The organism is Mameliella sp. MMSF_3455, from assembly GCF_030733205.1.
Classification (GTDB): Bacteria; Pseudomonadota; Alphaproteobacteria; order Rhodobacterales; family Rhodobacteraceae; genus Antarctobacter.
Window position 1 is genome coordinate 1 of sequence record NZ_JASHJL010000044.1, and the last position, 23,713, is coordinate 23,713.

25 protein-coding genes, 1 tRNA gene and 2 pseudogenes are annotated in these 23,713 nt (G+C 62.6%); 12 read left to right on the forward strand and 16 right to left on the reverse strand.

The genetic code is table 11. The features are described 5' to 3' along the window. The first annotated feature begins 561 nt into the window (after positions 1-561). The 5 genes and pseudogenes from RBB42_RS22840 to RBB42_RS22860 all read left to right on the forward strand — a co-directional run. Positions 562-768, forward strand: coding sequence for a hypothetical protein (locus tag RBB42_RS22840; RefSeq protein WP_088672019.1), 207 nt, complete (start codon positions 562-564; stop codon positions 766-768). Between the two features lie 561 nt (positions 769-1,329). After that, positions 1,330-1,923, forward strand: coding sequence for a transposase (locus tag RBB42_RS22845; protein WP_305970534.1), 594 nt, complete (start codon positions 1,330-1,332; stop codon positions 1,921-1,923). Further along, entirely contained in the window at positions 1,910-4,237 is a 2,328-nt protein-coding gene (locus RBB42_RS22850; protein WP_305970535.1) for a relaxase/mobilization nuclease domain-containing protein, read from the forward strand. The genes RBB42_RS22845 and RBB42_RS22850 overlap by 14 nt, the downstream gene beginning before the upstream one ends. Before the next feature lie 8 nt (positions 4,238-4,245). Further along, positions 4,246-6,261, forward strand: a complete 2,016-nt coding sequence (locus RBB42_RS22855; RefSeq protein ID WP_305970574.1) for a type IV secretory system conjugative DNA transfer family protein — start codon at positions 4,246-4,248, stop codon at positions 6,259-6,261. A 241-nt stretch (positions 6,262-6,502) separates the two neighbouring features. Further along, positions 6,503-6,805 (forward strand): annotated as a pseudogene (locus tag RBB42_RS22860) (site-specific integrase); the annotation flags it as partial. A gap of 23 nt (positions 6,806-6,828) precedes the next feature. Here the strand turns inward: RBB42_RS22860 and RBB42_RS22865 are convergent. Then, positions 6,829-6,965, reverse strand: a tRNA-Arg gene (locus RBB42_RS22865). Further along, positions 6,947-7,654, reverse strand: coding sequence for a winged helix-turn-helix transcriptional regulator (locus tag RBB42_RS22870; protein ID WP_306043384.1), 708 nt, complete (start codon positions 7,652-7,654; stop codon positions 6,947-6,949). Before RBB42_RS22870 ends, RBB42_RS22865 begins: the two co-directional genes overlap by 19 nt. Before the next feature lie 67 nt (positions 7,655-7,721). Here RBB42_RS22870 and RBB42_RS22875 point away from each other — a divergent pair, with 67 nt between their 5' ends. The 6 genes from RBB42_RS22875 (at position 7,722) to RBB42_RS22900 (ending at position 11,338) form a co-directional block, all read left to right on the forward strand. Next, on the forward strand, positions 7,722-8,156 hold the full coding sequence (locus tag RBB42_RS22875) for a VOC family protein (RefSeq protein WP_305970537.1): 435 nt from the start codon (positions 7,722-7,724) through the stop codon (positions 8,154-8,156). After that, positions 8,146-8,865 carry a glutathione S-transferase family protein gene (locus RBB42_RS22880; protein ID WP_305970538.1) on the forward strand — a complete coding sequence of 240 codons (720 nt, stop codon included), beginning with the start codon at positions 8,146-8,148 and terminating at the stop codon, positions 8,863-8,865. Before RBB42_RS22875 ends, RBB42_RS22880 begins: the two co-directional genes overlap by 11 nt. Continuing rightward, positions 8,862-9,215, forward strand: a complete 354-nt coding sequence (locus RBB42_RS22885) for a DUF1428 domain-containing protein (protein WP_305970539.1) — start codon at positions 8,862-8,864, stop codon at positions 9,213-9,215. The genes RBB42_RS22880 and RBB42_RS22885 overlap by 4 nt, the downstream gene beginning before the upstream one ends. A 4-nt stretch (positions 9,216-9,219) precedes the next feature. After that, positions 9,220-9,873: a glutathione S-transferase family protein gene (locus RBB42_RS22890; protein ID WP_305970540.1), complete on the forward strand. Its 654-nt coding sequence runs from the start codon at positions 9,220-9,222 to the stop codon at positions 9,871-9,873. Positions 9,874-9,956: 83 nt separating this feature from the next. Beyond that, positions 9,957-10,811 carry an alpha/beta fold hydrolase gene (locus RBB42_RS22895; RefSeq protein WP_305970541.1) on the forward strand — a complete coding sequence of 285 codons (855 nt, stop codon included), beginning with the start codon at positions 9,957-9,959 and terminating at the stop codon, positions 10,809-10,811. 32 nt (positions 10,812-10,843) lie between these two features. After that, a complete protein-coding gene (locus tag RBB42_RS22900) occupies positions 10,844-11,338 on the forward strand; it encodes a VOC family protein (RefSeq protein ID WP_305970542.1) in 495 nt (164 codons plus the stop codon). 182 nt (positions 11,339-11,520) lie between these two features. Here the strand turns inward: RBB42_RS22900 and RBB42_RS22905 are convergent, their stop codons facing one another. Beyond that, positions 11,521-11,691 (reverse strand): hypothetical protein, encoded by a 171-nt coding sequence (locus tag RBB42_RS22905; protein ID WP_305970543.1) that lies wholly within the window; start codon positions 11,689-11,691, stop codon positions 11,521-11,523. A 482-nt stretch (positions 11,692-12,173) separates the two neighbouring features. Then, positions 12,174-12,881, reverse strand: a complete 708-nt coding sequence (locus RBB42_RS22910) for a 5-formyltetrahydrofolate cyclo-ligase (protein WP_305970544.1) — start codon at positions 12,879-12,881, stop codon at positions 12,174-12,176. A 500-nt stretch (positions 12,882-13,381) separates the two neighbouring features. Here RBB42_RS22910 and RBB42_RS22915 point away from each other — a divergent pair, with 500 nt between their 5' ends. After that, on the forward strand, positions 13,382-14,578 hold the full coding sequence (locus tag RBB42_RS22915; protein ID WP_305970545.1) for an alpha/beta hydrolase: 1,197 nt from the start codon (positions 13,382-13,384) through the stop codon (positions 14,576-14,578). A 100-nt stretch (positions 14,579-14,678) separates the two neighbouring features. Here RBB42_RS22915 and RBB42_RS22920 read toward each other — a convergent pair. From RBB42_RS22920 to RBB42_RS22975, 12 genes and pseudogenes are all read right to left on the reverse strand, one after another. After that, a pseudogene (locus tag RBB42_RS22920) lies at positions 14,679-14,903 on the reverse strand (transposase); the annotation flags it as partial. Between the two features lie 93 nt (positions 14,904-14,996). After that, positions 14,997-15,695 carry an RES family NAD+ phosphorylase gene (locus RBB42_RS22925; protein ID WP_305970546.1) on the reverse strand — a complete coding sequence of 233 codons (699 nt, stop codon included), beginning with the start codon at positions 15,693-15,695 and terminating at the stop codon, positions 14,997-14,999. After that, positions 15,689-16,102: an MbcA/ParS/Xre antitoxin family protein gene (locus tag RBB42_RS22930; protein WP_305970547.1), complete on the reverse strand. Its 414-nt coding sequence runs from the start codon at positions 16,100-16,102 to the stop codon at positions 15,689-15,691. Before RBB42_RS22930 ends, RBB42_RS22925 begins: the two co-directional genes overlap by 7 nt. A 218-nt stretch (positions 16,103-16,320) precedes the next feature. After that, a complete protein-coding gene (locus RBB42_RS22935; RefSeq protein ID WP_305970548.1) occupies positions 16,321-17,400 on the reverse strand; it encodes a TrbL/VirB6 family protein in 1,080 nt (359 codons plus the stop codon). Positions 17,401-17,406: 6 nt separating this feature from the next. Further along, a complete protein-coding gene (locus RBB42_RS22940; protein WP_305970549.1) occupies positions 17,407-17,805 on the reverse strand; it encodes a hypothetical protein in 399 nt (132 codons plus the stop codon). Then, positions 17,802-17,996, reverse strand: a complete 195-nt coding sequence (locus RBB42_RS22945) for a DUF4177 domain-containing protein (protein WP_305970550.1) — start codon at positions 17,994-17,996, stop codon at positions 17,802-17,804. Before RBB42_RS22945 ends, RBB42_RS22940 begins: the two co-directional genes overlap by 4 nt. Next, complete coding sequence (locus RBB42_RS22950; RefSeq protein ID WP_305970551.1) at positions 17,993-18,982, reverse strand: ATPase, T2SS/T4P/T4SS family; 990 nt, start codon at positions 18,980-18,982, stop codon at positions 17,993-17,995. The genes RBB42_RS22945 and RBB42_RS22950 overlap by 4 nt, the downstream gene beginning before the upstream one ends. A 1-nt stretch (position 18,983) precedes the next feature. Continuing rightward, positions 18,984-20,378 carry a TrbI/VirB10 family protein gene (locus RBB42_RS22955; protein WP_305970552.1) on the reverse strand — a complete coding sequence of 465 codons (1,395 nt, stop codon included), beginning with the start codon at positions 20,376-20,378 and terminating at the stop codon, positions 18,984-18,986. Then, the gene (locus tag RBB42_RS22960; protein WP_306043841.1) at positions 20,375-21,034 is read right to left on the reverse strand and encodes a TrbG/VirB9 family P-type conjugative transfer protein; all 660 of its coding nucleotides are present in this window, start codon (positions 21,032-21,034) and stop codon (positions 20,375-20,377) included. Before RBB42_RS22960 ends, RBB42_RS22955 begins: the two co-directional genes overlap by 4 nt. A 38-nt stretch (positions 21,035-21,072) precedes the next feature. After that, positions 21,073-21,714: a VirB8 family type IV secretion system protein gene (locus RBB42_RS22965; RefSeq protein WP_305970554.1), complete on the reverse strand. Its 642-nt coding sequence runs from the start codon at positions 21,712-21,714 to the stop codon at positions 21,073-21,075. Positions 21,715-21,750: 36 nt separating this feature from the next. Continuing rightward, the gene (locus tag RBB42_RS22970) at positions 21,751-22,578 is read right to left on the reverse strand and encodes a type IV secretion system protein (protein ID WP_306043842.1); all 828 of its coding nucleotides are present in this window, start codon (positions 22,576-22,578) and stop codon (positions 21,751-21,753) included. After that, positions 22,578-23,666 (reverse strand): lytic transglycosylase domain-containing protein, encoded by a 1,089-nt coding sequence (locus RBB42_RS22975; RefSeq protein ID WP_305970575.1) that lies wholly within the window; start codon positions 23,664-23,666, stop codon positions 22,578-22,580. The genes RBB42_RS22970 and RBB42_RS22975 overlap by 1 nt, the downstream gene beginning before the upstream one ends. Positions 23,667-23,713: the final 47 nt, after the last annotated feature.

Sequence of the window (23,713 nt, forward strand, 5' to 3'; positions counted from 1 at the left end):
TGGCCGGGCGGGGCTGCTTCGCGTTGCAACTGGCCGAGACCAAGCGGTCGGGTGACCAGGATGATCGGTAATCGATTTGTGGTCATGACGGGCCCCTGCCGGCGGTTGCACCGCCGTCACCGCGCTCGCAGGTTCCGGCCGTGCCGCACGTTGTCGGCGACCAATCCCGGTCAGCAACCCTGCTGGCTGACCCGCAGCGTCATCACCGCCCCGGATCGCGAGACCGGCAATGCGCTCGAGGCTGAAGAACGCGGGCGGGCCCACCGGGCGCGAGCGAACCATTTCTCCCCCACGTTGGATGAGGGCGATCCGGACCTCTCCATATCTCGTATACTCGACAGGACTGGTGGCGGCTGAGGAGCAAGTTGTACATCCGGGTCTCTCCTCTTTGCTATGCATGTGGATCGCACGGGGTCGGGCCGTCCGTCCCCTCCGCTGGCGCTCCGGCAAACACAAATACGGTTTCCACGCCCACCGGGCGCGGACCCTCCGCATTTGCGTTTGCGCCCGTCCCTTGTCCCCCGTGCCCATCGATCCCCATCGCAAAAAGGATAGACCCAAATGACCAACCACTACGTCGCCACCGTTCCCGTCAAGTTCACCGACAACGACGGCCAGGAACGCACTCGCTTCCAGCGCGTCGGCGCGATGTTCCGCAACACTCGCAACGGGGACGGCTCGGAGTTCTTCAGCCTCAAGCTCGACTTCCCCGTCGCGGTCCAGGAGCTGGTGATGTTCCCGCCGAGCTCGAAGGAACCGCAGGAATAATCCTCTGACGAGGATGGGTCGCCCACGGGCGGCCCTTTCCCTGTTCCAGGGAGTGCTGCGCCAGGTCCTGGGACCCGGGCCTTCGGCCGGTGTCCCAGGGAAGGTGTCAGGACCGCGCGGTCCTGACGGGGACATCAGAGATCGCCTGGAACAGGTCTGCCGGCCAGCCTCAAGGGGGCCATCCGGAATAACAGCCGGGCTGCGCCCGCCGGTTTTTCCGGCAGAGATTTGGGCACCCAAATCTGGCCGCCCTTGACCCTGTCCGTCAGCCCCGTTGGGGGGGGATTATGCACCGCCCCTCGCTTCCGTCCGAACACATGCGTGTTCGGCCCGAAACTCGGGCGCGGGCATGACAGAAGGGCGATCGGTGGGCAGGTGGAGAGTGTCGGTTTTCCTGGGCCCTTCTGGCCGGGCCTCGCACCTGCGGTGCTCGGCCTGAAACGGAATTCAAGGTCGCCTGCGGGCAATCTACGATAATATTCCATTGACCGTTATATATAGTTTCGTATGATGAGGGCGGCCTTGAATGAAGGTGGCAGGAAATAGGGAGGCTTTCTTCGCATGAGCCGGACCAAGAGACTGACACAGACGGAGCGGGCGGAGATTGTCCGTGAGGCCGGAGAAGGAGTGGGGACTTCCGTGCTCGCGGAGCGGTTCGGGGTCACGCCGCGGGCCATCCAGTACACGTTGAAGGCGGACGAAGAACGCCAGAAGGATGCGGCCGTGGCGACCGCCGCCGTGACGGTGAAGCTGACCCCTGAAGAGCTTGAAGCGCTCGATGAGGTGCTGGCCGCGGCGGGGATCGAGACCCGCACGGAGGGGGTCCGGCGGTTGATCCAGGCGGCGGGGGGAACCTTCGTTCCGGATGCGCAGCTGGCGGCTGAGATGGCGCGCTACCGGGCCTCCCTGCACGAGGTCGGCAACGGCGTCGTGCAGATCGCCAAGCAGATGGCCAAGGCCAACCAAATGGGGCAGGGGAGTGAAGGCGATGCAAGCGAAGAGTTGTCCGAATTGCGCCTCGCGCAGATGCGTGGGCTGGCGCGGTTCATCCTTGATTCCGCTGACGAGATCGACCTGCTACTGCGCCGTCGTCGGGATGCCATGCAGCTATCCGCGACCGCCGCGCTGAGGGAGTTTGCCCATGCGGCTGAATGATGCCGTCCATGACGTCACCGGAGAGATCTTTCGGGATGGTTGGAGCCGCATCCGGGGCTCGATGCAGGGGCTGCAGGCGTCCCGGCAGAGGCAGCTCGTGCGGACGGCGGCGGGGCATCGTGCGGCGGTCTTCAAGGCGATCCGGGGCGGGGGCACGCATACCAAATCGCAGCTGATGAACCAGCTCGATTACCTCACCACGAAGTCCTCCCATATTGTGGATTCCAGCGGCTTCCTGGACGGGAAGACGAAGCTCGAGGGAACGGAGATCAAGGACCTGACGGAGCGGTTCGCCAAGCGCTGGAGTGCGGAGTTCAAGCCCAAGCTCGGGCAGACGACGCATATGCTCATGTCCTATCCGATCGGCACTCGGGGCGAGGACGTGCGCGACATCACCGCCAATGTCGCGGAGCGGTTCTTTCAGTCCGACGAGGGGCATTTCGATTACATCATCGCGGTGCATGAGGACCGGGATCACCCGCACGCGCATATAGTTTTGAACCGTCGATCTCAGGAGGGTGAGTTCTTCTTCCTGGGCCGGGATCACCGGTTCAACTACGACGACTTCCGCCTCGCCATGGTGGAAGAGGCCGAGAGGTTTGGCGTGCGCCTCGAAGCCACGCGGCGGCTGGATCGGGGCGTTGTGCACTACCCGCCGCGCACCCGCGAGGTCTATGCGGCCAAGGTTGAGGGGCGGGCCGCGGAACTGCGGCCACGGGTCGGGGCCGATCTGGATCGCGCCCTCGAAGAGATCGCCAATACACGGATCATCTATCACTCGCTCGCCGCCGAGGCCTCGGCGGACAATCGTGAGGACATCGCCCAGGCACTGCTCCGCGCCGGGGAGCTTCTCGCGAAGGGCGGCAGACTCGATCTGGAAGGAGGGGTCTACATGGCCGAGGATCAATCATTCGAGGATCTGCGCACCCGCTATGCCGATCAGGTCGCGCGCGTCCAAGGCATGATCGATGCGAAGCCGGAGGCCGAACGGCCGAGGCTCGAGCGCAGCCTCAATGAGATCCAGTCCAGGCTGGCCCATATGCAACCCTTGGGGCTGCGCTCCATGACATTGACCGAGAAGCCCTCGGAGGGCGGGGTCTATTCCGAGACCAATATCGATGCGGCCCGGCTCGACCGCTTGCGGGACCCCGAGGTGCGGGCGCAGGTCGACACCGCGCTGCGCGGGACCGGGATCAGTTCGTCCGTGGTGATCTCCCGGATGGAGACCGGCGCTCAGAATGCCGCGCTGGAGCGGCAGTGGATCGCGGACGATCTGGCGCGGGTTGCCGAGAGGGACGGTTTCAACCTCGAGCGTCGCGCCGATCTGGAGACGGCGCGCGAGACCCTCAACCGGGCCCATGTGCAGCTCGGCGTCGCACTGGAGCGGGCAGGGGTCCTGCGCGAAGACGGTGTCGTCGAAGATCGCACCGTGACGGAGCGGGTCCATTATCACCGGGAAACCACTGATGCCATGGAGCGCGCGATCCGCCAGGACATGCGTGCGGAAGGCCTGACCGATCAGCAGATCGAGGCGCGGGAATGGGAGATCGTCTCCAGCGCGGGGCGGTGTATCGAGGCAGAGCAGCGGAGTTACCTGGATGCGCATCCAGAACTCCTCGCGCGTCCGGGCGACGTGATCGACCGGTCCGAACCCTACAGGGAGCGTATCACCGACGAGGCCCGGGCCCGTGAGATCACGCGCGAGGTCGACCGGATCATGGACGGGCGAGATACGAGGACGCCCGTTGCGGAGGCGGTCGCGGAGGAGTTCCGAGATCGCTATCCCGATATGCCGTCGCATCTCGCCCGCGGGCTTGGTGCGACCTATGCTTCCGTCACCGAGCTGCGCGACTCCGAGGCCATCGACCAGGTCCGCCGCGAAACCGAGCTCCGAGAGACATGGTTCGACCTGCGCGAGGAACAGCTTTCGGGCGAGCGCGAGGGGGAAGCTGTCGAGGGCGCGCCGATTGCCGATCCGGACATCCGGCGGGTCGTCGACCATGAACGGGCCGGCAATCTGCATTCGCCGTTCCAGGATGACGGTCAACGTCTGGACTACCGCGACGCGGTCGAGCGCGAGCTGGACGCGGCGCAAATCGACCGGTTGCAGGACGGGGATGTCGACGTTCTGAAACCCCGGATCGAAGACCGCCTCGACCGGCTCTACGCCGCGAAGACCTATCTGCAATCCGACGCGGCGACCGCTAACAGCGAGGCGACCCGCGCCGTGGTCGAGGAGATCGCCGACCGCGAGTTCGAGCTCCACCGCGCCGATCTGGTGGATGGCGAGAGCGAGCGCGGGGAGACGCACTGATGGGAGGAGTGGGGACAGGCCGTCTGGCCATCGGTGTGGTGCTGGTCACGCTTGTCGCCGTCGCGATCGGCTATGTCATCGCCTCGGCGGTGATCACCTTCCGCAATCTGGGATTCCGGGCCGAGATCGATTTCTTCTACATCGCGCAGAACTACCGGGCGATCGGGGCCGCCCGTCCCGACGATTTCCGCCTGATTAACCTGATCATGGGCGGCGCAGGGGTGGCGGGCCTCATGATGAGCCTGGCGATGTCCGGTTCGGCCCTCACCCGGTTCGGCTATACGCATTGGCAGACCCGCCGCGAGATGAAACGGAATGGCTTCTTCGGCGCGCCGGGCACGGGCTTTGTCATCGGCAAGCTGGGAAAACCCGGATCGCGGGCGCCGTTCCTCTGCTCCCGGACCTTTCCGCATGCGCTGATCGTGGCCCCGACCGGGCGCGGCAAGACCACCGGGTTTGTCATCCCAAACCTGCTGACCTGGCAGGGCGCGGCGGTTGTGCTCGACGTGAAGGGCGAATGCTTCGAGGCCTCCGCGCGCCACCGAGCGGCGCAGGGCGACGCGGTGTTCCGGTTCGCCCCGACCGATTGGGATGACAAGCGCACGCATCGCTACAATCCGCTGTTGAGGATCTTCGAGCTCAAGGACCCGGCGCGCCAGCAGATGGAACTGCAGCTCCTGGCCACGCTCTTCCTGCAGAATGACAATGACCGCGTGCAGGGCCTCCTGAAGGGCGGGATCGATCTCTTCGTCGCCGCCGGCCTCCTGGCCTTCCAGCGCCGCCGACCGACGCTCGGAGAGATTTACCGCATCGCCGCTTCGGGCGGGCAGAAGCAGAAGGAATATCTCGCGCGCGCCCATGAGGTCCAGAACGCCGCGGCGCGGCTGATCTTCACGCGGCTGGCCTCCACCAACAACGACACGCTGACGTCCTATGTCTCGCTCCTGATGACCTCGGGTCTCGACCAGTGGCAGAACCCGGCGATCGACGATGCCACGGCGGTGTCGGATTTCGACTTCCGGACGATCCGCAAGACACCCTTCAGCGTTTATCTCGTCGTCCAGCCGCTGATGGTGAAACCCCTGGCGCCGCTGATCCGGCTCTTCTTCTCCGATCTCCTCTCCGCGCTCCAGGACAAGGAGCCGGGTCCGGATGAACCTTGGCCGGTCATGATCATGCTCGACGAGTTCAATCGGCTCGGAAAGATGCCGATCGTGGCCGAGAGCATCGAAGTGCTGCGCGCCTATCGCGGGCATCTGGCGGTGGTCACCCAGACCATCCCGGCCATCGACGAGATCTACGGCGAGAACACGCGGCGCGCCTTGCAGGGCAACGCCGGGATCAAGCTCTACCTGACGCCTTCGGACGAGAAGACGGTCGAGGAGCTGAGCAAGGCTGTGGGCAAGACCACGAAGACCGTGGTCACACGCTCCCGCGCGGTCGGCAAGAACCCGTTCGAAGGTCGCAGCCAGTCTGAGCGGACGGAAGAAGTCGCGCTCCTGCCGGAAGACGAGGCGCGACGTCTGCCGCTTGATGAGATCGTGGTGGTCGTGGACGCGCAGATGCCGGTCCGGGCGAAGCGGGTCGTTTACTACGAGGATCCGTTTTTCAAAGGCATCCACGCCGCGCAGGAGGGGGATCTGCCGTTTCCGAAAGGCCCAGTTCCTCCGATGGGGGAGTTGCCCCTGAGTGTCCGGGCGATGCCTTCGGCTCCGCGTGGGTCAGGTCTCACGGAACGCGATTTTGAGGCCAGGATGGGTCTTACGGAAGCTGGTGAAAACTTGGCCGTCAATGACGCACCTGCTGCAGCGTCCCGGCCTCTCCGCGCTGCTATCCTCGCGGACGAACAGCGGCAGATGGAGATGGATTTCGGAAGGCAGGAGGCACTCAAGCTCGATGATCCGAACGAGCGGGACAAGGAACAGATTGAGCGGGCACTCAGCGATCTAGAGCGATTGGAAGGGGAAATGAAGAGTTCGGCGAAACCTGTTGGAGAGGCTCGCGAGAAACTCGAGGCCGGTTAAGCCAATAATCGACTTGAGTGTAGAGAAAGGCAGAGGCAAGCTCAAACTGACCCAGACGTACAGAGGCAATTTTGCACCTGCAGCGAGCGAAACACAGTCGCTCGCGGCCCTTGGACGAAGCCGCTCCGCGGCATTGGCGCGGGTTGCTGGTTTTCAGCGATGACCTGACACTGGTGCATTTGGGAAACGGCATTTCTGCCTGACGATTGAGGCCTTCTCAATCGAAAGACAGCAGGTTCCCGTGACAGGGGAGAGGTCGACCCCGCTTCGAAAGCGGATGATCGAGGACATGCGCATCCGCGGGCTGGGCGACAAGGCGCAGAACGCGCCTATCCGGGCAATCAAGGATTTTGGCATTTTCCTCGGGCACCCGCCGGATACCGCCACACCGGAGGAACTCCGCGCCTATCAAATGCACATGACTGATACGGGGGTAACGCCGGGGACTTTCAATGCCCGGGTCGTGGCGCTCAGGTTCTTCTTCGGCATGACCTGCGGCCGCGAGGAGATGAAACGCTACATGCAGTTCCGCACCCAGCCTAGGTGGAATCGCAGATAAATGTGAAATGGTGCACCCGATAGGACTCGAACCTATGACCTCTGCCTTCGGAGGGCTGGATGTCGATTTTGAACAGAGAACAATCAAACAGCGGCCAGGTAAATCGGGAGGACAGTTCGGTCGAACCTACCCAATTCGGGGGCGCTCCGGGTTCGTCTGGACTTTGGGGAGGCTGAAGAGCGCGATGAAGTCTCGGCACTGAGCAGCATCGCCGAAGACTTCCACGCCTGCAGCCTCTGGTGCCACATCCCCGTAGAAGACAGCCGCCAGGGGCGGTGCGGCAGGGGCATCGAAACGCAGGTCTGGCAACTCCGCCGCGCCGCGTTCCACCGGCATCGCGCCGTCATTCAGTCGTGCGGTGAATTGCGCCCTCCCGATCGTGAAGACCGCGACTGCGAAAATCCCGCGTGCGGCCTCCGTATCCAGCATCGTGCGCAAAGACAGCATGAAGGAGACCGGGGAAAGTGGCAACGTGGGGTCGTGCAATGGAGAAGCGGCGGCCCAGCGACCAATTGCCTCGAGAATCGGCTCAGCGGAGTATCCCCAGTCCGTCAGGCCATAGAGCTGCGCTGGAGCCGGTTCCGGCGCCTCGGAGCGAAGAACGACACCATTCGCCTCCAGCCCAGAGAGCCGCTCGGTCAGGACCTTGGCGCTGATACCCGGCAGGCTCGCCCGTATGTCGCTGAACCGGCGCGGCCCGAACATGAGCTCTCGGACGATCAGCATCGCCCAGCGTTCCCCCAGAAGTTCCAGGCCGAAGGCCGTGCCGCAGGCATCCGCGTACCAACGCCCATGGGGGGATTCCGCCGATGAGGTTACTTTTTGTTTTCTCATGGTTGCTTTTTGTAACTCTATGCTCTTACGGTGTCCATAATTACGATACGGCAAGGGAGGGATGGCAATGCCCCAAATGATCTTCGTGAACCTACCGGTGGCCGACCTCGAACGGTCGACCGCATTTTACGAAGCCATCGGCTTCACCAGGGATGCCAGGTTCAGCAATAACCTTGCAGCGTCCATGGTCCTGTCCGACGCGATATGCGTCATGCTGCTGACGCATGATTTCTGGGCGACCTTCACGGATCGCCGTCGTGTCGACCCGGCGCGGGAGGCGCAGGTGCTTCTTTGCATTAGCCGCGAGGACAAGGCTGCCGTTGATGCCATTACTGAGGCTGCGGTCGCTGCCGGTGGTATGGCCGACCCTTGCCCGGTGCAGGACCACGGCTTCATGTATGGACGTAGTTTTGCGGATCCCGATGGCCATATCTGGGAACCCATGTGGATGAGTGCCGAGGCCGCCGAGAAGGGCCCGGCGGAGGTGTCCGATGCCGGTTGATCCCGATGCCGCCATCACCATTACCGCCTACGACTGGGTGCCGGACTTTGCCCAAGGGCAGGTCCGCGATCTGCGAGTACGCTGGGTACTTGAGGAAACGGGCCAGAACTACGCCGTGCGATATCTCTCGCAAGGGCAACAGAAGGAAGCGGCGCACTGCGCGCTGCAACCGTTCGGCCAGGTTCCGACCTACGAGGAGGGTGACCTCACGCTGTTCGAAAGCGGGGCGATCGTCTGGCATATCGCAGAGCGGTTCCCCGGTCTGCGGCCGACAGAGCCAGCGGGGCAGAGCTTGTCGCTGGAATGGCTGTTTGCCGCGCTGAACACTTTGGAGCCACCGATCATGGACCGGGCACAGATGACGATCTTCGAAGTGGCCGAGCCCTGGGCCAAGCTGCGACTTCCCGGCATTGACGAGCGGATTAACGAACGCCTGCAGGAGGCGTCTGATCGCCTCGGCACCGCGGAGACGTTCGGCGGCAGTTTCTCCGCCGGCGACCTGATGATGGTCAGCGTTCTGCGGATCATCGAGGGCGAGGGTCTCGTCGAAGCCTTCCCCAACCTCGCCGACTATGTCGCGCGGGCCACCGAACGGCCGGCCTTCCAGCGGGCCCTGTCCGATCAGCTTGCCGGCTTCACGGGCAATCCGCCGCCCGGTTTCGACGAATGGATGGCGGAGCTTAAAGCGAAACAAGGAGAACTCGCATGACCTACGTTGCTGGATTTCTGACCCCAGTGCCGAACGGGAACAAGCAGGCCTACATCGAAAGTGCCCGCAAGGCTTGGCCGCTCTTCAAGGAATATGGGGCCCTGCAAATCATGGAGGCCTGGGGCGACCAAGTTCCCGCGGGCGAGCACACCGATTTCAGGCGGGCCGTCGCGTTGGAAGACGGCGAGACGGTTTGTTTCTCGTGGATGATCTGGCCCGACAAGGAAAGCCACGACAGGTGTGGCGCCAGCATGGCAACCGATCCGCGCTGGCAGGAGATGGACATGCCCTTCGATGGCAAGCGCATGATGTGGGGCAGCTTCACGCCGATCTTCGAAGACAAGGCTTGACGCCATGAACCAGACGGCACCAGAGCAGCTGACGATCTGGACCTTCGACTGGGTGCCGGAGGGGCCGCGGGGCTATGTGCGTGACCTGCGGCTTCGCTGGGCCTGTGAAGAGGCCGGGCTGAGCTATCGCGTCGGCTCCGTGCCCTTCGAGGAACGCGGGGCCGAGCATCTTGCCATGCAGCCCTTCGGGCAGGTGCCTTACCTGACGGATGGGGATGTCAGCCTGTTCGAAAGCGGCGCCTGCCTGCTGCACCTCTCGGAGAAGAGCGTAGCGCTCATGCCGCGGGAGAGGGCACTGCGGGCGGAAACCTTGTCCTGGGTCCTCGCGGCCCTGAACTCGGTCGAGATGGTCAGCGTGCCCTGGTGGTTCGTCGGACTGTCGTCCCCGCCGGAGAACCCCTTGGAGGGCTGGCTGCGGGCCCGTCTTGCTGTGCTGGAAGACGTCCTGACAGCGCGCGACTGGCTGGTGGATGGTCGCTTTACCGCGGCGGATCTGATCCTGGCCGACGTGTTGCGTCCGCCCTGGATACGGGGGATCGGCCACTATCCCGCAACCGATGCCTACATTGATCGGATTTGCGCGCGGCCGGCCTTTGCCAAGGCACATGCGGACCAGATCGCGCATTTCTCCAGGGCCGACGAGACCCGCGAGGCATGACCGGCGGCTTGCCGTTCCCAGGGAAAGACCACAACGCATGGGAGGAAGAAATGATGACACCGACTTCGACTTCACGGTCCTGAATGGGGGCCCTGCAGGCCTCGGTCCTTGTCGGAGCGATGGCTACGCCCGCGCTGGCGCAGGACACCGAGGGCCGGGCCATGTCCGGGGACCTCGGGATCTATTATCAGGTACACGGCGATCTCGGCTCCGGCATGGTGCCATTTCTCGTGCTCCATGGGGGCATGGGCACCATCGAAGGGGATTTCGGTGCCCTCTTGCCGGGCCTCGCCGCAAGGCGCCCGGTGATCGGGGTGGAACAGCAGGGCCATGGGCGCACGGGCGGACGTGATATGCCGGTCACCCTCGCAGCAATGCGGACCGACACCCTGGCCGTGCTGGACGCGCTCGACATCGAGCGGGTTCACGCGGTGGGCTTTTCCATGGGCGGCATGCTGGCACTGGACCTGGCATTGGCCGCGCCCGAGCGGCTGGCCACGCTCACTGCGATCTCGGTCAGCCAGAACCTGGACGGGATGCATCCGGCCATCGCGGACATGAACCGGAACCCACAGGCCACGCCTTCACCGGAGGCGCTGGAGCTGGTGCCGAGCGAAGAGGACTTTGCCCGCATGCAGGCGGGTTTCGCCCACAACCCGGATGGCCCGGAGCAGTTCCAGCGCACCTTTGCGCAGCTGCAGGCCTTCATGGTCACCGATTGGGGCTGGAGCGACGAGGAGCTTGCCACGCTCGCGGTGCCGACCCTGCTCGCCCTCGGCGACAGTGACTTCACGCCGGTCGGCCATGGTGCACGCATGGCGACCCTTTCGGGGGCCCAGCTGGCGGTTTTGCCGGACACCACGCACTTTTCGATCATGAGCCGCCCCGAATGGCTGCTGCCCCTGATCGAGCACCGTATCACCACGGCCGAAGATTGAGAGCGCGGCCTCAATCGCAAAGGAGACATACGATGACAAAGCGAAAAGCTGCGGTATTTCTCTGGTTCGACACCGAGGCCGAAGCGGCGGCCGAGTTCTATGCCGCAACCTTTCCAGGCAGCCATGTGGACCAGGTGATCCGGTTTCCCGGCGATACGCCAAGCGGGCCCGCCGGCAGCGTTCAAGTCGTGGAGATGACACTGATGGGGCTGCCCTACGCGTTGCTCAATGCCGGCCCGCATGTACAACCCAACGATGCCTACTCGCTCCAAGTCTACACCGAGGATCAAGCGGAGACAGACAGGCTATGGGATGCGATCGTCGGAAATGGCGGCGAAGAAATCATGTGCGGCTGGAGCAAGGACCGCTGGGGCTTTCGTTGGCAGATCACGCCACGAGTCCTGATGGACGCACTGTCGCACCCCGACGCCGCCGCCTCGACCCGCGCACAGACTGCCATGATGGAAATGCGGAAGATCGACATTGCGGTGATAGAGGCCGCCTTGCGCGGCGAGCCGCAAACGTGACTGTGGACCCGACGGAGATCATCGGGAGAGCATGTGCCGGGAGATTGGATCATCCGTCTTCAATTGCCAACTGGGCCTCGGAGATGCAGCGGGACTATGATCCGGGCGCTGATGCGCTCTGGGGCACATGGACGGATTGAGTGCGATCAGCGATCGCGGCGGACTATACCGAAATCGTTGCCTTATTTGGGCAAGCCGGAGTTTGGATCGCATGGCGGGCCGACTTCATTGTCGATCAGCTTTTCAGCCTCCTTCAAGGCTTCCACACTAGCGGGATAAAAGTTGTATTCTGCGAAGGCGCGCAGATCATGCAGAACCTCGATCATCCAGGTCGGATCGGGCGTGTCGCTCATCGTCAGGTTTCTCAGAGGGATTGCAGTTAAGAAAAGATAGTGTCAGACCAATCTTATAGCCAGAAGGTTGACTGATGGCGCCTCGGCATAAAGACGCCGGAATCCGTTTCCTAAACATAACGGTGGACCAGTTCAGAAAGGGCATTCCAGGCCCGCCAGGTGTGATGTCCGACGCCGCGTTCATTGCGGCAGGCATTGACGAAGGCGGTGTGGTCGAGATGGCGCATGCTGAGTTCCTGGAATGGTATTCCGCCAGTTTAGCATGGGTCTTTTAGCCTTTCGAAATTGCACGCGCGAGCGGTCATGATAACGGCCCGCCTTATCGCGACCGGCGCAGACGAAAAACTTCCGCCGATGATGGCCAAACGGGCATACGAATGCTGTTCAGGTGCTCGAATACGGCAAGATCGTCGGAATTGTTAACCGGTCCGACCTGGGAGCGATGCGTGCAGGAAGCGGCTGTCCGGGTTGCCGGTTGCGGCTCAGGCCACCTCTCTGTCGGCTTGGATCCCGTTCTCGGTCACGATGAGATCGAGCGGGATGTCATGTGCCTGCGGATAGATGGTGGAGAGCCATGCCTCTTGCAAACCGATACCGATGACAAAGGGCTTCGGGGTCAACGCCGCTAAGGTGCGGTCGAAGTATCCTCCGCCGTAGCCGAGGCGATACCCTTCCGCCGTCCAGCCGACAAGGGGAGCCAGTGCAATGCCGGGGGTGACCTTGGCTGCGCGCGCTGGCGGGACCGGAATGTTCCAGTCGCCGCGCACCATGCGGGTTTCGGGTGTCCAGCGACGGAATGTGAGGGGAGCCGCTTTGGTTTCGACCAGAGGTAGGGCGACGGTCACGCCCGCCCCGTGAAGCTCGACCATCAGCGGGCGCAGGTCTGGCTCTCCCTTGATCGGCCAATAGCCGGAAAAGACTATGCCTCGCGTCCCGCCGAAACGGTCTTCCAACACCTGCCGCAGATGCACGGCCAGCGCCTCGCCGATCTTCTTGCGTTCGGTAACCGACAGACTCAGACGCGCGGCACGCAGGCGGCTGCGTTGAGCCTGGCGCCAGCGGGCCACATCGCGTTCTTGATCGGGGTCGACCGCCAGCGGGTCAAAATAATCCGGTGCAATCTCGGCCGCATAGCAGGGCGGTGAGGAAAACCCACTTTGACAGCGGAAGCTCTTGAACTCGTCGCTCATGACCGTGCCTTGGCGTCGTTTCGAACCGAGCCCTGCAGGCTATGTGCCGGGCTTGCGTGATCATAGCGTTGAAATGCACCGCGGCGCACGGGGTATCTTCGAGCGCCCCCGCGTCCCGACCGGCATAGAGTGCCATTGCTTCCTGGTTTCCGTTCGCGGGGCGCGTCCTTGCTGAAGAGCCCATTCAAGACATCAGTGCTGGCGCGGCAAAGCAGTTCTCGGATCAAAGTCTTGCTATTTCTTGCCTTGAGCGTTCTCGAGAGGACGGCGAAGTCGTGCGAAAAGGGAGAGAACGGCGTTGATGATGAACTTTGATTGCTGGCGACGACCGAATGCGCAATCCGACTCGATCTGGCGTAGGTCAGGCTGTTGACAGTGTGAGGCCGACATCTGCTTGCTCCTTCGAAGATAGGGATATCGTGCCTTTGCCGGTGGGCCATTGCTTGAAGAGCGCAGCCAGATTTTCTTGAGAAATTTTTGACTTTCTCGGATGGCCCGCCATGAGTCATGCTTTGCCCATGAAGTTCACGTTCGGAGATTGCGCCGTCGACACGGGTCGGCAGATGTTTTGGAAGTTGGGCAAGCCTGTCCGGCTTGAGCCGCAGGTCTTCGATGTGTTGGCATACTTCCTGCAGCATCAAGGAACGGTGATCTCACGCGACGATCTTATCGCTGCCGTCTGGGACGGCAGGGCTGTCTCGGATTCGACGGTTTCAACCAGGATCAATGCGGTCAGGCGCGCCATTGGCGACAACGACCGCGCCAACCGCATGCTCGAAACGCTGAGCAAGCGGGGCTATCGGTTATCTGTCGAAGTCTCTGGCGACACGGGGACAAAACCGGACCCACAAAGCTCTGTGGGCCAAGCCATCAATGTTGCCCGATCTGCGGATGGCACTGTTATCGCCCACGCCACCAGCGGCGAAGGTCCACCCTTGCTGAGAGCCGGGCAATTCCTGACGCATCTGAACATGGATTGGGAAAGTGAAGTGAGACGTCCGACGCTTGATCGGCTCGGCTCGCATTTCTCGCTGACGCGATATGATCAGCGGGGCACGGGACTGTCGGGAGGCCCCGCGACGGATTTCTCGCTCGACCGACTGGTGGAAGACATGCTTGCTGTTGCCGACGATGCCGAACTCGACTGCTTTGGCATCTGGGCGACCTCGCAAGGCGTGCCAGTATCTCTGGCATTCGCGGCGGCCCATCCCGAACGGGTCAACCGCATGGTTCTGTACGGTGGTTTTGTTCAAGGACGCGCCGTCCGTGAACCAGAACCGGACTCGGTTCAGGCGGATACCTTCCTCGAACTGATCGCCGAAGGTTGGGGCAAGCCCGGCGGTGCTTTTGGCAAGGCATATGCGACACTCTTCATGCCCGACGCATCAGCTGCGCAAATTGACGACATGTGCAAAATGCAACTGTCATCTGCGACACCGGATATTGCGATCGCTCTGAGACGTTCAATAGACACATTTGACGTATCTGGCATCCTCGACCAGGTACGAGCGCCGGTCCTCGTGGTTCACTCGGTTGAAGACTCCGTCAACCCGCTGAGCCAATCCCGCCTGATGGCCTCGCTGCTGCCAGATGCGCAGTTGAGCATCGTTGACGGCAGAAATCACGTGCCGCTGCCGGGTACAGACGCATGGGAAACGATTATGCGCGTTTCGGTCGATTTCCTAAAGTCGGATTAGTCCCGCATTGCCGCCGCTCGAACCCTTGCTCCAGCAACGCAAGACGCACCACGCGCCGGATGGGTACCGTGTGTCGGGGGCGGAACACAAGAGTCAGGATTCATAACCAATAGATGACGAGAGCCGTGAGCGCGATGGCAGAGAGGAACTCCTTGGGGCGGCGGTCATAATGGGTCGCGACGCGCCTCGAGTCCTTGAGGCTGCTGACCATGATCTCGATGCGGTTGGGCCGATTGTTTCTGCGCTTGTCGAATTTGACCGGGGTTTTGCACTACATTCGGCCTGGGGTACGGGCGCGTATCCCCTTGTCCTGCAATGCTCCTCGTCACTCAGCACAACCTCTTCCGCAATCCGGCCCACCTTCGCATCACCTCCAGGGACTGCTCTGGAAAATGATATGGATTACAGTTCCGGGCGATTAGGTTGAGATCGCGTAGACCGATCCGTCGCCCAGGTCCTTGAACATGTCGATCTTCGCGCCGTCCCAATGATAGGTGATGTGACGTCCTTGCACAGGGGCGGAGACAACATCCGGATGAAAAGCAGCGAAACAAATGCCGCCAGGATTGCGGACGGACGGATAGACGATACCGTTCGCGCCATCGGCTCGCCGCTCTCGAGCAAAGGTCTGTGAGCGCCCGTAATCGAGTGGGTCGAGCAGGTCGTCAAACCCTGTACTGACATCGGTGAGGACGGCGTCGAGCTTGCCGATCAGCTCGCGCTTGTCCGCGATCCATCCCGGAGCTTCTTCGGTCGCGGCACAAAACAGCTGGGTGTGATGGACGGTCTCGAAGAGCGCCGTTTCGAAACCGTCCGCCCCATAGAATGCGCCAAAGGTGCCGTCGTGGAACCGCCCTTGATGATCTGGGGTCACATGTACGAATGGTGCCATCAGATAGGACGCCCCCGGTCCTCCGACGCGGCGCTCTTCCGGGACGAGATCCAGATTTCCAATCGTTTGCGCAAGTCTGGGGTTGGTCTTGCTTTCCCCCGAGCCGAGGAGCAACCAGTCCGCCGGGTCCGCGATGTCTTCGAATAGATCGATTGGTGGGTGGGCAGAGTTTATCAGGCGATAGTACCTGTCCCAGGTGACCCTGATCTCGGGCGCTGTCACCATGGCCCCCGCATTGCGTCGAGGTAACGCCTGACCCGCATGATGTCGGTGATCTGACCGCCGAGCATGACGTCCAGAGCCGTCGCGCCACCGAATGCAGTATTGGGCCGCTTGATCCAGCCATAGCCTCGTGCCAGATCCTTGAAGAGCAGCCGAAGCGCCTTGTGGATCCCCATGATGTTCGACAGACGCGCGGCCGTATCGATCCCGGCCCGGCCAAGCTCACCGGCTTTCCAGCGTCGGAACGTCCGCATGGAAATGTCGCCCATCAGAACGGCAGCCTGCTCGTCGGTCAGCCCCCAAAGCTCGGCGAGCCTGATGAACGCGCGCTGCATGGCCTGAACCTCCTCGTCGGAGAAACGAGGTGCGGGCGCGGCGGCGTGCGGTTCGATCCGTCTGAGTTCAGGCATTTTCGCCTCCACCTGGCATTTGGCATCGATATAAGATTTTGCTGCCGTTTGTCAATGTGGGGGCCGACGATCCCCCCGCACGATGGAAGGCACAAAGTAAGGTGAAACTTGCCCTGGTTTGACCTGAAACCGGCTTGGGGCACCTGAGCGCGCCCTGTGACTGTGCAATCCGGCGGGATACGGGAGATGGACGTGCGGAGTTGTCAGACTGTTCATGGTTATCGCCTTCCCAACCTGTTCAGACGGGCCAACTGCGCCATCAATTTTGCGCCTGTATCGGACGGGCCTGATCCAGGAGAAACAGGTGTGTTTCGGCTGACACCTGGTCTCTGTGGCATCGTCTGCACTCCGAAGAACTGCCGTGCGCGAAGCGCTGCGTACTCCACCCCACTCGCTCCACCAATAAGGTACCGGTTGTAGGCCTGCTGGCTACCGCCAAGCGCTCTGCCAAAACCGTAGGCACTACCCATCCCTGCCGAGAGCGCAGGCATCATGATGTTTCCTGAAATGGCTCTCACGATGAAGGGCGTCGCGATGATGAACCCCTTGGCCATGAGTACCATCATGAAGAACGGGATGAGGGCCCCGATGTTGGACGAGCCCTCAGGATCTCCAAGCTCTCCGATCAGTGCGGAACTGACGCCTGTGATCGTCGCGAAAACACCCGCAACGACGATCGGATAGAGCGCGAAGGAGACCAGCGCCGAGAGCCAGCGCGCGAAGTAGTCCTTGGTCACCTCAAAAAGGGTGAGGAAAATCATCACCGGCGCGATGCCGATCAGGAGTGCGATCATCAGCCGGGATGCTACGAGAATGAAGGCAGCAAGCCCACCCAATATCGAAAGCAGCAGAACGCCCAGAACGTCAAGCAACGCCCCGGCCATCCAGTTCAGTTCCGAGCCGGCCGCGTTCAGGTATTCGCCAAGCTCGGCGATCAGCCGGTCGAATTCCTCGGCGAAGGTGCCACTAGGTCCCGGCGTTCCGCCGCCGACTGACGCGACCAGCGACCCTGCGATGCTGTCGATGCCGTTCAGGACAGCGGAGGAGAAGGTGTTAAACTGCACCCAATTTGTTGCGAACACCCCTATGAGTCCGACTTTCACCGCGAGCCAGAAGGCGGTTCGGCCATCCATGGCGCGGTACTGGTAGATCATGTTGAGGCAGACCAGAATGACCACAAGCGTCGTTCCGAGAACCAGCATAGTGCCGACTGTCGCCGCTACCGCGCCGAACTGTGTCTCTGCGGCAGAATCCAGGTAGCCCTGGGAGGTCTCGACGAAGTAGGTGACGACGCTCATGAGCCGTTACCAGTTGCCCTCAGCATTGCAGATCGCGATTGCGTCCGGCCTCAACGCGTTGGCGCGCCGGTTGTAGGTGTCCGAGGCCTCCAGCATTTCCCATCGTTCGGCTGAGTCGAAGCGCTCCCGAAACTCCATTTCCGCCGCCTCCCAGGCCGGGAAGCGTGTGTCGCAGGAGCAGGATCCGGTTTCGACGATCCGTTCAAGGTTCTGAGCACGGTAGATGTCCTGTACCAGGACACGTTTATAGGCCTCTCGCACGGCGATGTTTCGCATCCACTCAGGCTCCGCAGGCCGTTCGACGCAGACATACGACGCGCTGTCGAGAGAGGGGACGAGGTCGCGTTCGGCAGCAGCCGGAAACGCCGCAGCGGCTATCGAGATGACAAGCAAGGTGGTTCTCATGTTGCTCCAACTCCCTCGGAAACTTCACGCTTGAGAAACGCGGTGTGGCCAACATGCGCGAACTCGGACATGCTGACGGATACGATCTCCCATCCATCCCGACCGCGGGCGTTCAGGTCGTCTTGCATCGCGATCAGGCTGGTCTTCTTGTCCATCGGATAGGAGATGATCTGGTACTCAAACTGCTTCATGGGTCATGCCTTTCCTGCAACCCGGTTCCGGGGAGATAGAATTCGGTGATGCCGCGAGCGCCGTCCTCGCGGCCCGCCTGGATGATCACGTCGATCGAGCTCTCGATGTACTGGACCATGTCCTGGTAGGTCATGGGGATCTCGGTCTTGAGCGCGGCGATGGCGAGCCGCTGGACGGCGAGTTGGGGGGTCTCGGCGTGGAGCGTTGTCATCGAGCCGCCATGACCGGTGTTGATCGCTTCGAGGAAGGTCATGGCCTCCTTGCCGCGGACCTCGCCGAGGATGATGCGGTCGGGCCGTAGGCGCAGCGTCGCGGTCAGGAGCACGTCGGCAGACTGGAACTCCGCGTCCCGGTTGGCGATCAGTGTGACGGCATTGGGTTGGGCGGGCAGCAGTTCCGCCGCCTCTTCGATGGTGACGATACGTTCTTCGTCGGGAACGTAGGAGAGGATCTTGCGCGCCGCGACGGTCTTGCCGGTCGAGGTGCCGCCGGAGACGATCATGTTGAGCTTGTTCTCGACGCAGAAGCGGATAGCCGCGTAGATGTCACCGGCGGCCACGACCTCGCGCAGCGCGCGGTTCTTCTCCTGGCGCAGCTCTTCGAGCCTGCGCTCCTCGCCGTAGAGGAAGCGGAGTTCGATCAGGTCGAGCGGAAGGTTCGAGAAGAACCGCAGCGAGATCGACATGCCCGCGAGGACGGCGGGCGGGGTCACGACCTGGGCGCGGATAGGGCGGTTGCGATAGGTGATCGAGACCGAGACGATGGGCTTGTCCCTGCTCATTGTCGTATTTGCGGAGGAGGCGATCTGGTTCCCGAGATCACGCAGCTCGGTGACACTCAGGCGCTGGTCCAGCGCCTGCATGAAGTGATCGCCCTGGAACTCGCCCCAGCAGGTGCCGTCCGGGTTGATGCAGATTTCGATCGCGTCGTCACGGGCGGCGTCCGGGAGCTTGTCGAGCGAGGCCTGGAGATAGGAGAGGGTCATTTCAAAAGATCTCCAGATCGCGATCGACCATGACCGTGACCCGCGCGCCCTGGTCGACATAGAGGACCGGACCGATGGAGAGGTAATCGTCGATCACGGAATCGGTGGCATCCGCCAGGTCGTCGCCCACATCCTTGAGAACGTCTCCGGTCGTCTTGTCGTCGACTTGCGCTGATGCCGCGCCAGGCGCGGCCGAGATGATGGATATCAGCGCGGCGGAACCGAAACGTTCGTCGAAACGGGTATCGACGAAGCCAGTGACCCCGGAACGCCCGAGCGCGTCACCCCCGAACGAGCTGATCTGGACAGTCTGGCTATCCGGCAGGATTATCCGGTCCCAGGCAATGGTCGCCCGGCGCTGCGCGATCTCGATGCCGGAGCGATAACGGCCAATGAGGCGTGACCCGCGCGGGATCAGGAGACGCGAACCATCATAGCTGAAGACGTCCTCGGAGACGATGGCACGGGTCTGGCCGGGGAGCGAGCTGTCGAGGGCGGTCTCCATCACGGCCTGGATCATCGTGCCCTGGATGACGGTGTTCGAGGGGTTGGCGATCACCTCGGCCTGGGTGACTGTGCTCGGCAGCGCGCCGTTCAGAACGAAATCCGTCACCTCGCCCAATCTACGTTTCGTGAGGTCTGTGCCACCTGCGATGGCACCGCCCGAGCTACCGAAAGCGATCACTGGTGAAGCGATCCGACGTTCCTGGAACGCACGTTCCTCTTCGGCCCGGCGTTTGAGCTCCGCCAGTCGCCGCTCTTCTTCCTCAATTCGGCGCCGTTCCTCTTCGCGGAAGCGAAGTTCTTCCTCGGTCGGTCCGAGCGGGGCGGGCGACGGTTTGTTGACTTCGAGCAGCGCAAGGTCCAGGTCCATCCGCAGTTCCTGGAGTTCGCGATCCCGCTCGGCAAGTTCCTCTTGAAACAGCTTCTGGGCCTTGTCGGACGCCTCCCTCAGTGCTGCGATCTGCGCTGTCAAACCTTCGATCGCCTTGGCGGCGGCATCGCCACCCGCGACCACCGGCTCCGGCGCGGTTTTCAATTCATCGATCTGCGCCTGCAACGCCTCTATTTGTGCGAGGAGTTCTGCATTGGGCTCGGTGAGTTCGGGTTCAACGAAAACGACGTCGGGTTCGGGGGCAGGGGGCGGGACGAAGGGATCAATGCCGCCGAAACCGTCGCCCTCGAGCTGGAATTCGTCGGGCGTCGCCGTCGGCAGCGCAGGCTCTTTTTCCGGAGGCGTGAACAGATAGAGCGCCAGGCCGCCGGCAGGGATGAGGCCCAACATCAGAACGACGAGAAGTCGGGAGCGCCGTATCGCGGGTGCGCCCCGGAGCTTGCGGCCCTGTTCGAGGGCGGCAAGACGTCTTTCGAGATCTGGGTTCGGGTTGTCGCTCATGAGGGGCTTCCCCCGGGCGGCGTCGCCTCGATGCAGACGATCTCCTCGCCCAGTCGCAGCACCCATTGACTATTGACGCCCGAGACGCGGATCACACCCCCCTCGATCGCACCGGTGTTCACTGTGCGCTCTCGCCCTTTCGCATAGCGAAAAATTGCCGGGACCGGCGCGTTTCGCGGGAAGGCGAAATAGGTGAAGGTGCCATCATCCCAGACTCTTGTTGGGGTGAACTCGGTCCGCGCGCTGGCGCCGTAATTGGTGTTCGGTGCCGCGCGTGCGATGGCGTTTGCCGGACGTCGGTTGTCCTGCGGGTAACGGAACTGGACCACGTAGAAGGTCGGGTTCGAGACCTCGCTGACGTCGAAGTAATAGCTCCGTCGATTGGTGTAGACGGTGACATTGGTACGGAGGTCGCCAGCGAGGGGTTTGATCGCGAAGGCGCGGCCGCCCGGCACGCCGTCGATCTCGAACCCTTCCGTGTCACCGGCGATGATCGACCGGATGCTCTCGCCCTCGCCAAACTCGATGGTCGTGACATGGGTGAGCGAAATGCTGAGGCGGTAGACCTGGCCCTCCTGGTAAGTGGCGATCCGGACGCGGCTGTCGTTCGGGCCGCCACGCGGGATCGCCTCGGCAGACGCGAGGGTGGGCGCCAAGGCAAGACACACATAGATGAAGGACAAGACGCGCAAACCTAATTCTCCAATCTGTCGGAGCGGATCGAATATTCGACTACCGTGAAGCCGAACGGGTTGGTCCAGACCTCGTCGATGGACCGCCTCTCCTCGGGGCGGAATTCGAAGAGGAGCGTCGCGGTGAACAGCCCCGCCTGAACGCCCTGGATCGAGGTCAGGCGCTTGCGCAGTCGCACGGTTGCCCGGTTTGCCCCGATCCGGTTGATGCTGAGGATTTCGACATCGAGCCGGGCATTCGGTCCGTAGACCGCCGGTGGATAGTCGGCGTTTGCCGAGTTCCAGATCTGGCGGAGCGAGGCTTGGGCCGCTCCGTCGGAGCGGCGCAAGACGCTGCGAATACGCAGGTCGTTGTCGATTTGGTTATAGATCTCGCGGTCGGTCACGTATCGGAAGACCTCCGCTTCGATAATCGCTCGGTTCTCGGTGACGGTGGTGGCGCCGACCGAGGCTTCGGGCAGGGCGAAGCCGGTCTCGGGATCGTAAGGGACAACGACGGGCGGGGGATCGACATCGAGGATGGCCACGGCCGCCGCGCTCATACTGCCCAGGATGCCGAAAATCAGGCCAAGGAGCCCCAGGCGCTGCCAGAGCCGTTCCCGTCTCAGTGCGCCGTAGACCAGTTCCTCCTCGATGATGGCCATTTCTTCGTCCAACAATCAGTCCTCAGTCCTCAGTCCTCAGTCCGCATTCAGTTCCGGGAGAGTGAACTCCATGAATCGCTGCTCCTCGGCGATGGTCGCGGCATTGATGACGCCACGGGTGCCGTCACCCACGGTCTGGATCGCTTCGAGCTGCCACATGGCAACAAGCGCGATGGCAAGCTCGGCTGTGACCCGGGTATTGAGGTCGACGCTCTCTTTCAGCTCGTCCATATCGTCGATGAGTCCGACCAGCCGGTCGATGCGCTTGAGGGATTGCCCGGCATCGTCGTAGCTGTTCTGGGCCGCGGCAGAGACGAGGGCGCCTGTCGCGGCCCGGGTTGCTGTCCGCGCGGCGCCGAGATTGCCGCTGCGGGCCATTTCGGCGAGCGTGTCCTCGTCAAACCCGAGGTCGGCCAGAACCCGGTCCATCTGGGTTTCGATTGCCTCGGCGCCGGATCCGGTGAGGCCGGAGAAATCCCCGGTCTTGATCGCCTCGATGGTTGCCAGGATGTCGCCGAATTCCTGGTCGAGGAGGCCGTTCAGTTCGTCCTCCATCTGGGTTTGGATGATTTCCGGGAGTTCGGCGAGGCGCGTCAGCGCCTCATAGGTTCGCTGCAGCTCCGCGAGCTGGTCCGTGAGTAGGCCAAGTTGTTCGCGCAGTTGGGTGAGCTGTTTGTTCTGCAGGATCTCGTCCTCGATCATCTGCCGGAGTTGCTGGATGTTCTGGGCGATGTTCCGGGCGTCGATGACCGGTACACCCTGGGCCTTTGCCTGGGTGAGGGTCAGGATTGGCAGGCTGAGTGCCAGGGCGCTGGCAAGGGCCAGTGTGCGGAGCGGTGTTGCAATGACAAATCTGCCGGACATCATTTCAGATCCTCCGAAGTGAACTCCATGAACTCGTTCTCGGCCAGGCGCGCTGCCGCCTGGGCCAGTTGACCGGCGCTCAGTGGCTGGGTCCGTGCGGCTTTGAGGCGAATGCGCGCGGCCATCAGGCGGACCAGTTCGGCCCGGGCATAGGTGTTGAGCGCCATGCTCTCCTGGATGTCCCGGGTCGCGCCAATCCGGATGACAATGTCCTGGATGCGGAGTGCCGCCTGCCGGATCGCGGCAGGGGAGTTGTTGCCGTAGAACGCTGCGTCGTGCCCCATCAGCGAGAGCTGGGCATTGGCGAAGAGCGTGGGATCGATCGTGCCGAGGGCTTCAATTCCGCCGATCCGGGCGAGGTAGAGATTGTAACGTTCGGGGATGACCGTGACGTAGTGCCGGGTCTCCTTGAAAGGCGGCACGCCGCCATATTCGAATACCCGGCCCGGACCCGCATTATAAGCCGCGAGCGCGTTGATGATATTGCCATCGAAGGTGTCGAGCTGCGCCGCGAGATAGCGCGCCCCACCTGTCACCTGCAGATAGGGGCTGTCATAGTATTCTGGATTGATGCCGAGGTCGCTGGCGGTGCCCGGCATGATCTGGGTAAGACCGAAGGCCCCGACGGGAGATCGTGCCCCGATGGAAAACCGGCTTTCCTGCCAGATCAACGCCTGCAGGAGGGCCCGCCATTGCACGACCGACAGGCCCGCGCGGCCGACGCCTGCGAGGCCCGCGGTCTCCTGGGCAACCCGGATGATCAATTGCTCGATGGTCTCCGCCGCGTCACCGAACATCTGGGTGCTGCCTGGATTGGGATCGAAATCGCCCAAGCCGTAGACCGCCGTGACGGACCGGTCCGGATCGCCGCCACCCCTCTCGAGATCGTCGACCATATCCGGCAGGTCCGCTCCGTCGAAACTTGTCTGCGCGTGGAGGATGTCGCGCAACACCGCGAGCTGTTTCCGCTCGATCTCGGCCAGAAGTTCACGGGTGGTGAGTTTGTCGCGCTGCAAGGCGAGGTCGGCATCCCGGTCGCCTGTCTCGACGATATCGCGTGCCGTCAACCCGGAATCGTTGACGGGCACGCCCTGCGCCAGGGCGGTTGTGGGCAGAAGGGCTGCCAGGAGGATAT

Excerpts from the sequence above, each read along its gene's own strand:
- RBB42_RS22950 (WP_305970551.1), bottom strand. The coding sequence starts at position 18,982 with ATGACCCTCTCCTATCTCCAGGCCTCGCTCGACAAGCTCCCGGACGCC.
- RBB42_RS22870 (WP_306043384.1), bottom strand. The coding sequence starts at position 7,654 with ATGAGAAAACAAAAAGTAACCTCATCGGCGGAATCCCCCCATGGGCGT.
- RBB42_RS22935 (WP_305970548.1), bottom strand. The coding sequence starts at position 17,400 with ATGAGCGTCGTCACCTACTTCGTCGAGACCTCCCAGGGCTACCTGGAT.
- RBB42_RS22900 (WP_305970542.1), top strand. The coding sequence starts at position 10,844 with ATGACAAAGCGAAAAGCTGCGGTATTTCTCTGGTTCGACACCGAGGCC.
- RBB42_RS22965 (WP_305970554.1), bottom strand. The coding sequence starts at position 21,714 with ATGGCCATCATCGAGGAGGAACTGGTCTACGGCGCACTGAGACGGGAA.
- RBB42_RS22845 (WP_305970534.1), top strand. The coding sequence starts at position 1,330 with ATGAGCCGGACCAAGAGACTGACACAGACGGAGCGGGCGGAGATTGTC.
- RBB42_RS22910 (WP_305970544.1), bottom strand. The coding sequence starts at position 12,881 with ATGAGCGACGAGTTCAAGAGCTTCCGCTGTCAAAGTGGGTTTTCCTCA.
- RBB42_RS22915 (WP_305970545.1), top strand. The coding sequence starts at position 13,382 with ATGAGTCATGCTTTGCCCATGAAGTTCACGTTCGGAGATTGCGCCGTC.
- RBB42_RS22925 (WP_305970546.1), bottom strand. The coding sequence starts at position 15,695 with ATGGTGACAGCGCCCGAGATCAGGGTCACCTGGGACAGGTACTATCGC.
- RBB42_RS22970 (WP_306043842.1), bottom strand. The coding sequence starts at position 22,578 with ATGTCCGGCAGATTTGTCATTGCAACACCGCTCCGCACACTGGCCCTT.
- RBB42_RS22930 (WP_305970547.1), bottom strand. The coding sequence starts at position 16,102 with ATGCCTGAACTCAGACGGATCGAACCGCACGCCGCCGCGCCCGCACCT.
- RBB42_RS22905 (WP_305970543.1), bottom strand. The coding sequence starts at position 11,691 with ATGAGCGACACGCCCGATCCGACCTGGATGATCGAGGTTCTGCATGAT.
- RBB42_RS22840 (WP_088672019.1), top strand. The coding sequence starts at position 562 with ATGACCAACCACTACGTCGCCACCGTTCCCGTCAAGTTCACCGACAAC.
- RBB42_RS22890 (WP_305970540.1), top strand. The coding sequence starts at position 9,220 with ATGAACCAGACGGCACCAGAGCAGCTGACGATCTGGACCTTCGACTGG.
- RBB42_RS22895 (WP_305970541.1), top strand. The coding sequence starts at position 9,957 with ATGGGGGCCCTGCAGGCCTCGGTCCTTGTCGGAGCGATGGCTACGCCC.
- RBB42_RS22945 (WP_305970550.1), bottom strand. The coding sequence starts at position 17,996 with ATGAAGCAGTTTGAGTACCAGATCATCTCCTATCCGATGGACAAGAAG.
- RBB42_RS22885 (WP_305970539.1), top strand. The coding sequence starts at position 8,862 with ATGACCTACGTTGCTGGATTTCTGACCCCAGTGCCGAACGGGAACAAG.
- RBB42_RS22940 (WP_305970549.1), bottom strand. The coding sequence starts at position 17,805 with ATGAGAACCACCTTGCTTGTCATCTCGATAGCCGCTGCGGCGTTTCCG.
- RBB42_RS22955 (WP_305970552.1), bottom strand. The coding sequence starts at position 20,378 with ATGAGCGACAACCCGAACCCAGATCTCGAAAGACGTCTTGCCGCCCTC.
- RBB42_RS22880 (WP_305970538.1), top strand. The coding sequence starts at position 8,146 with ATGCCGGTTGATCCCGATGCCGCCATCACCATTACCGCCTACGACTGG.
- RBB42_RS22850 (WP_305970535.1), top strand. The coding sequence starts at position 1,910 with ATGCGGCTGAATGATGCCGTCCATGACGTCACCGGAGAGATCTTTCGG.
- RBB42_RS22875 (WP_305970537.1), top strand. The coding sequence starts at position 7,722 with ATGCCCCAAATGATCTTCGTGAACCTACCGGTGGCCGACCTCGAACGG.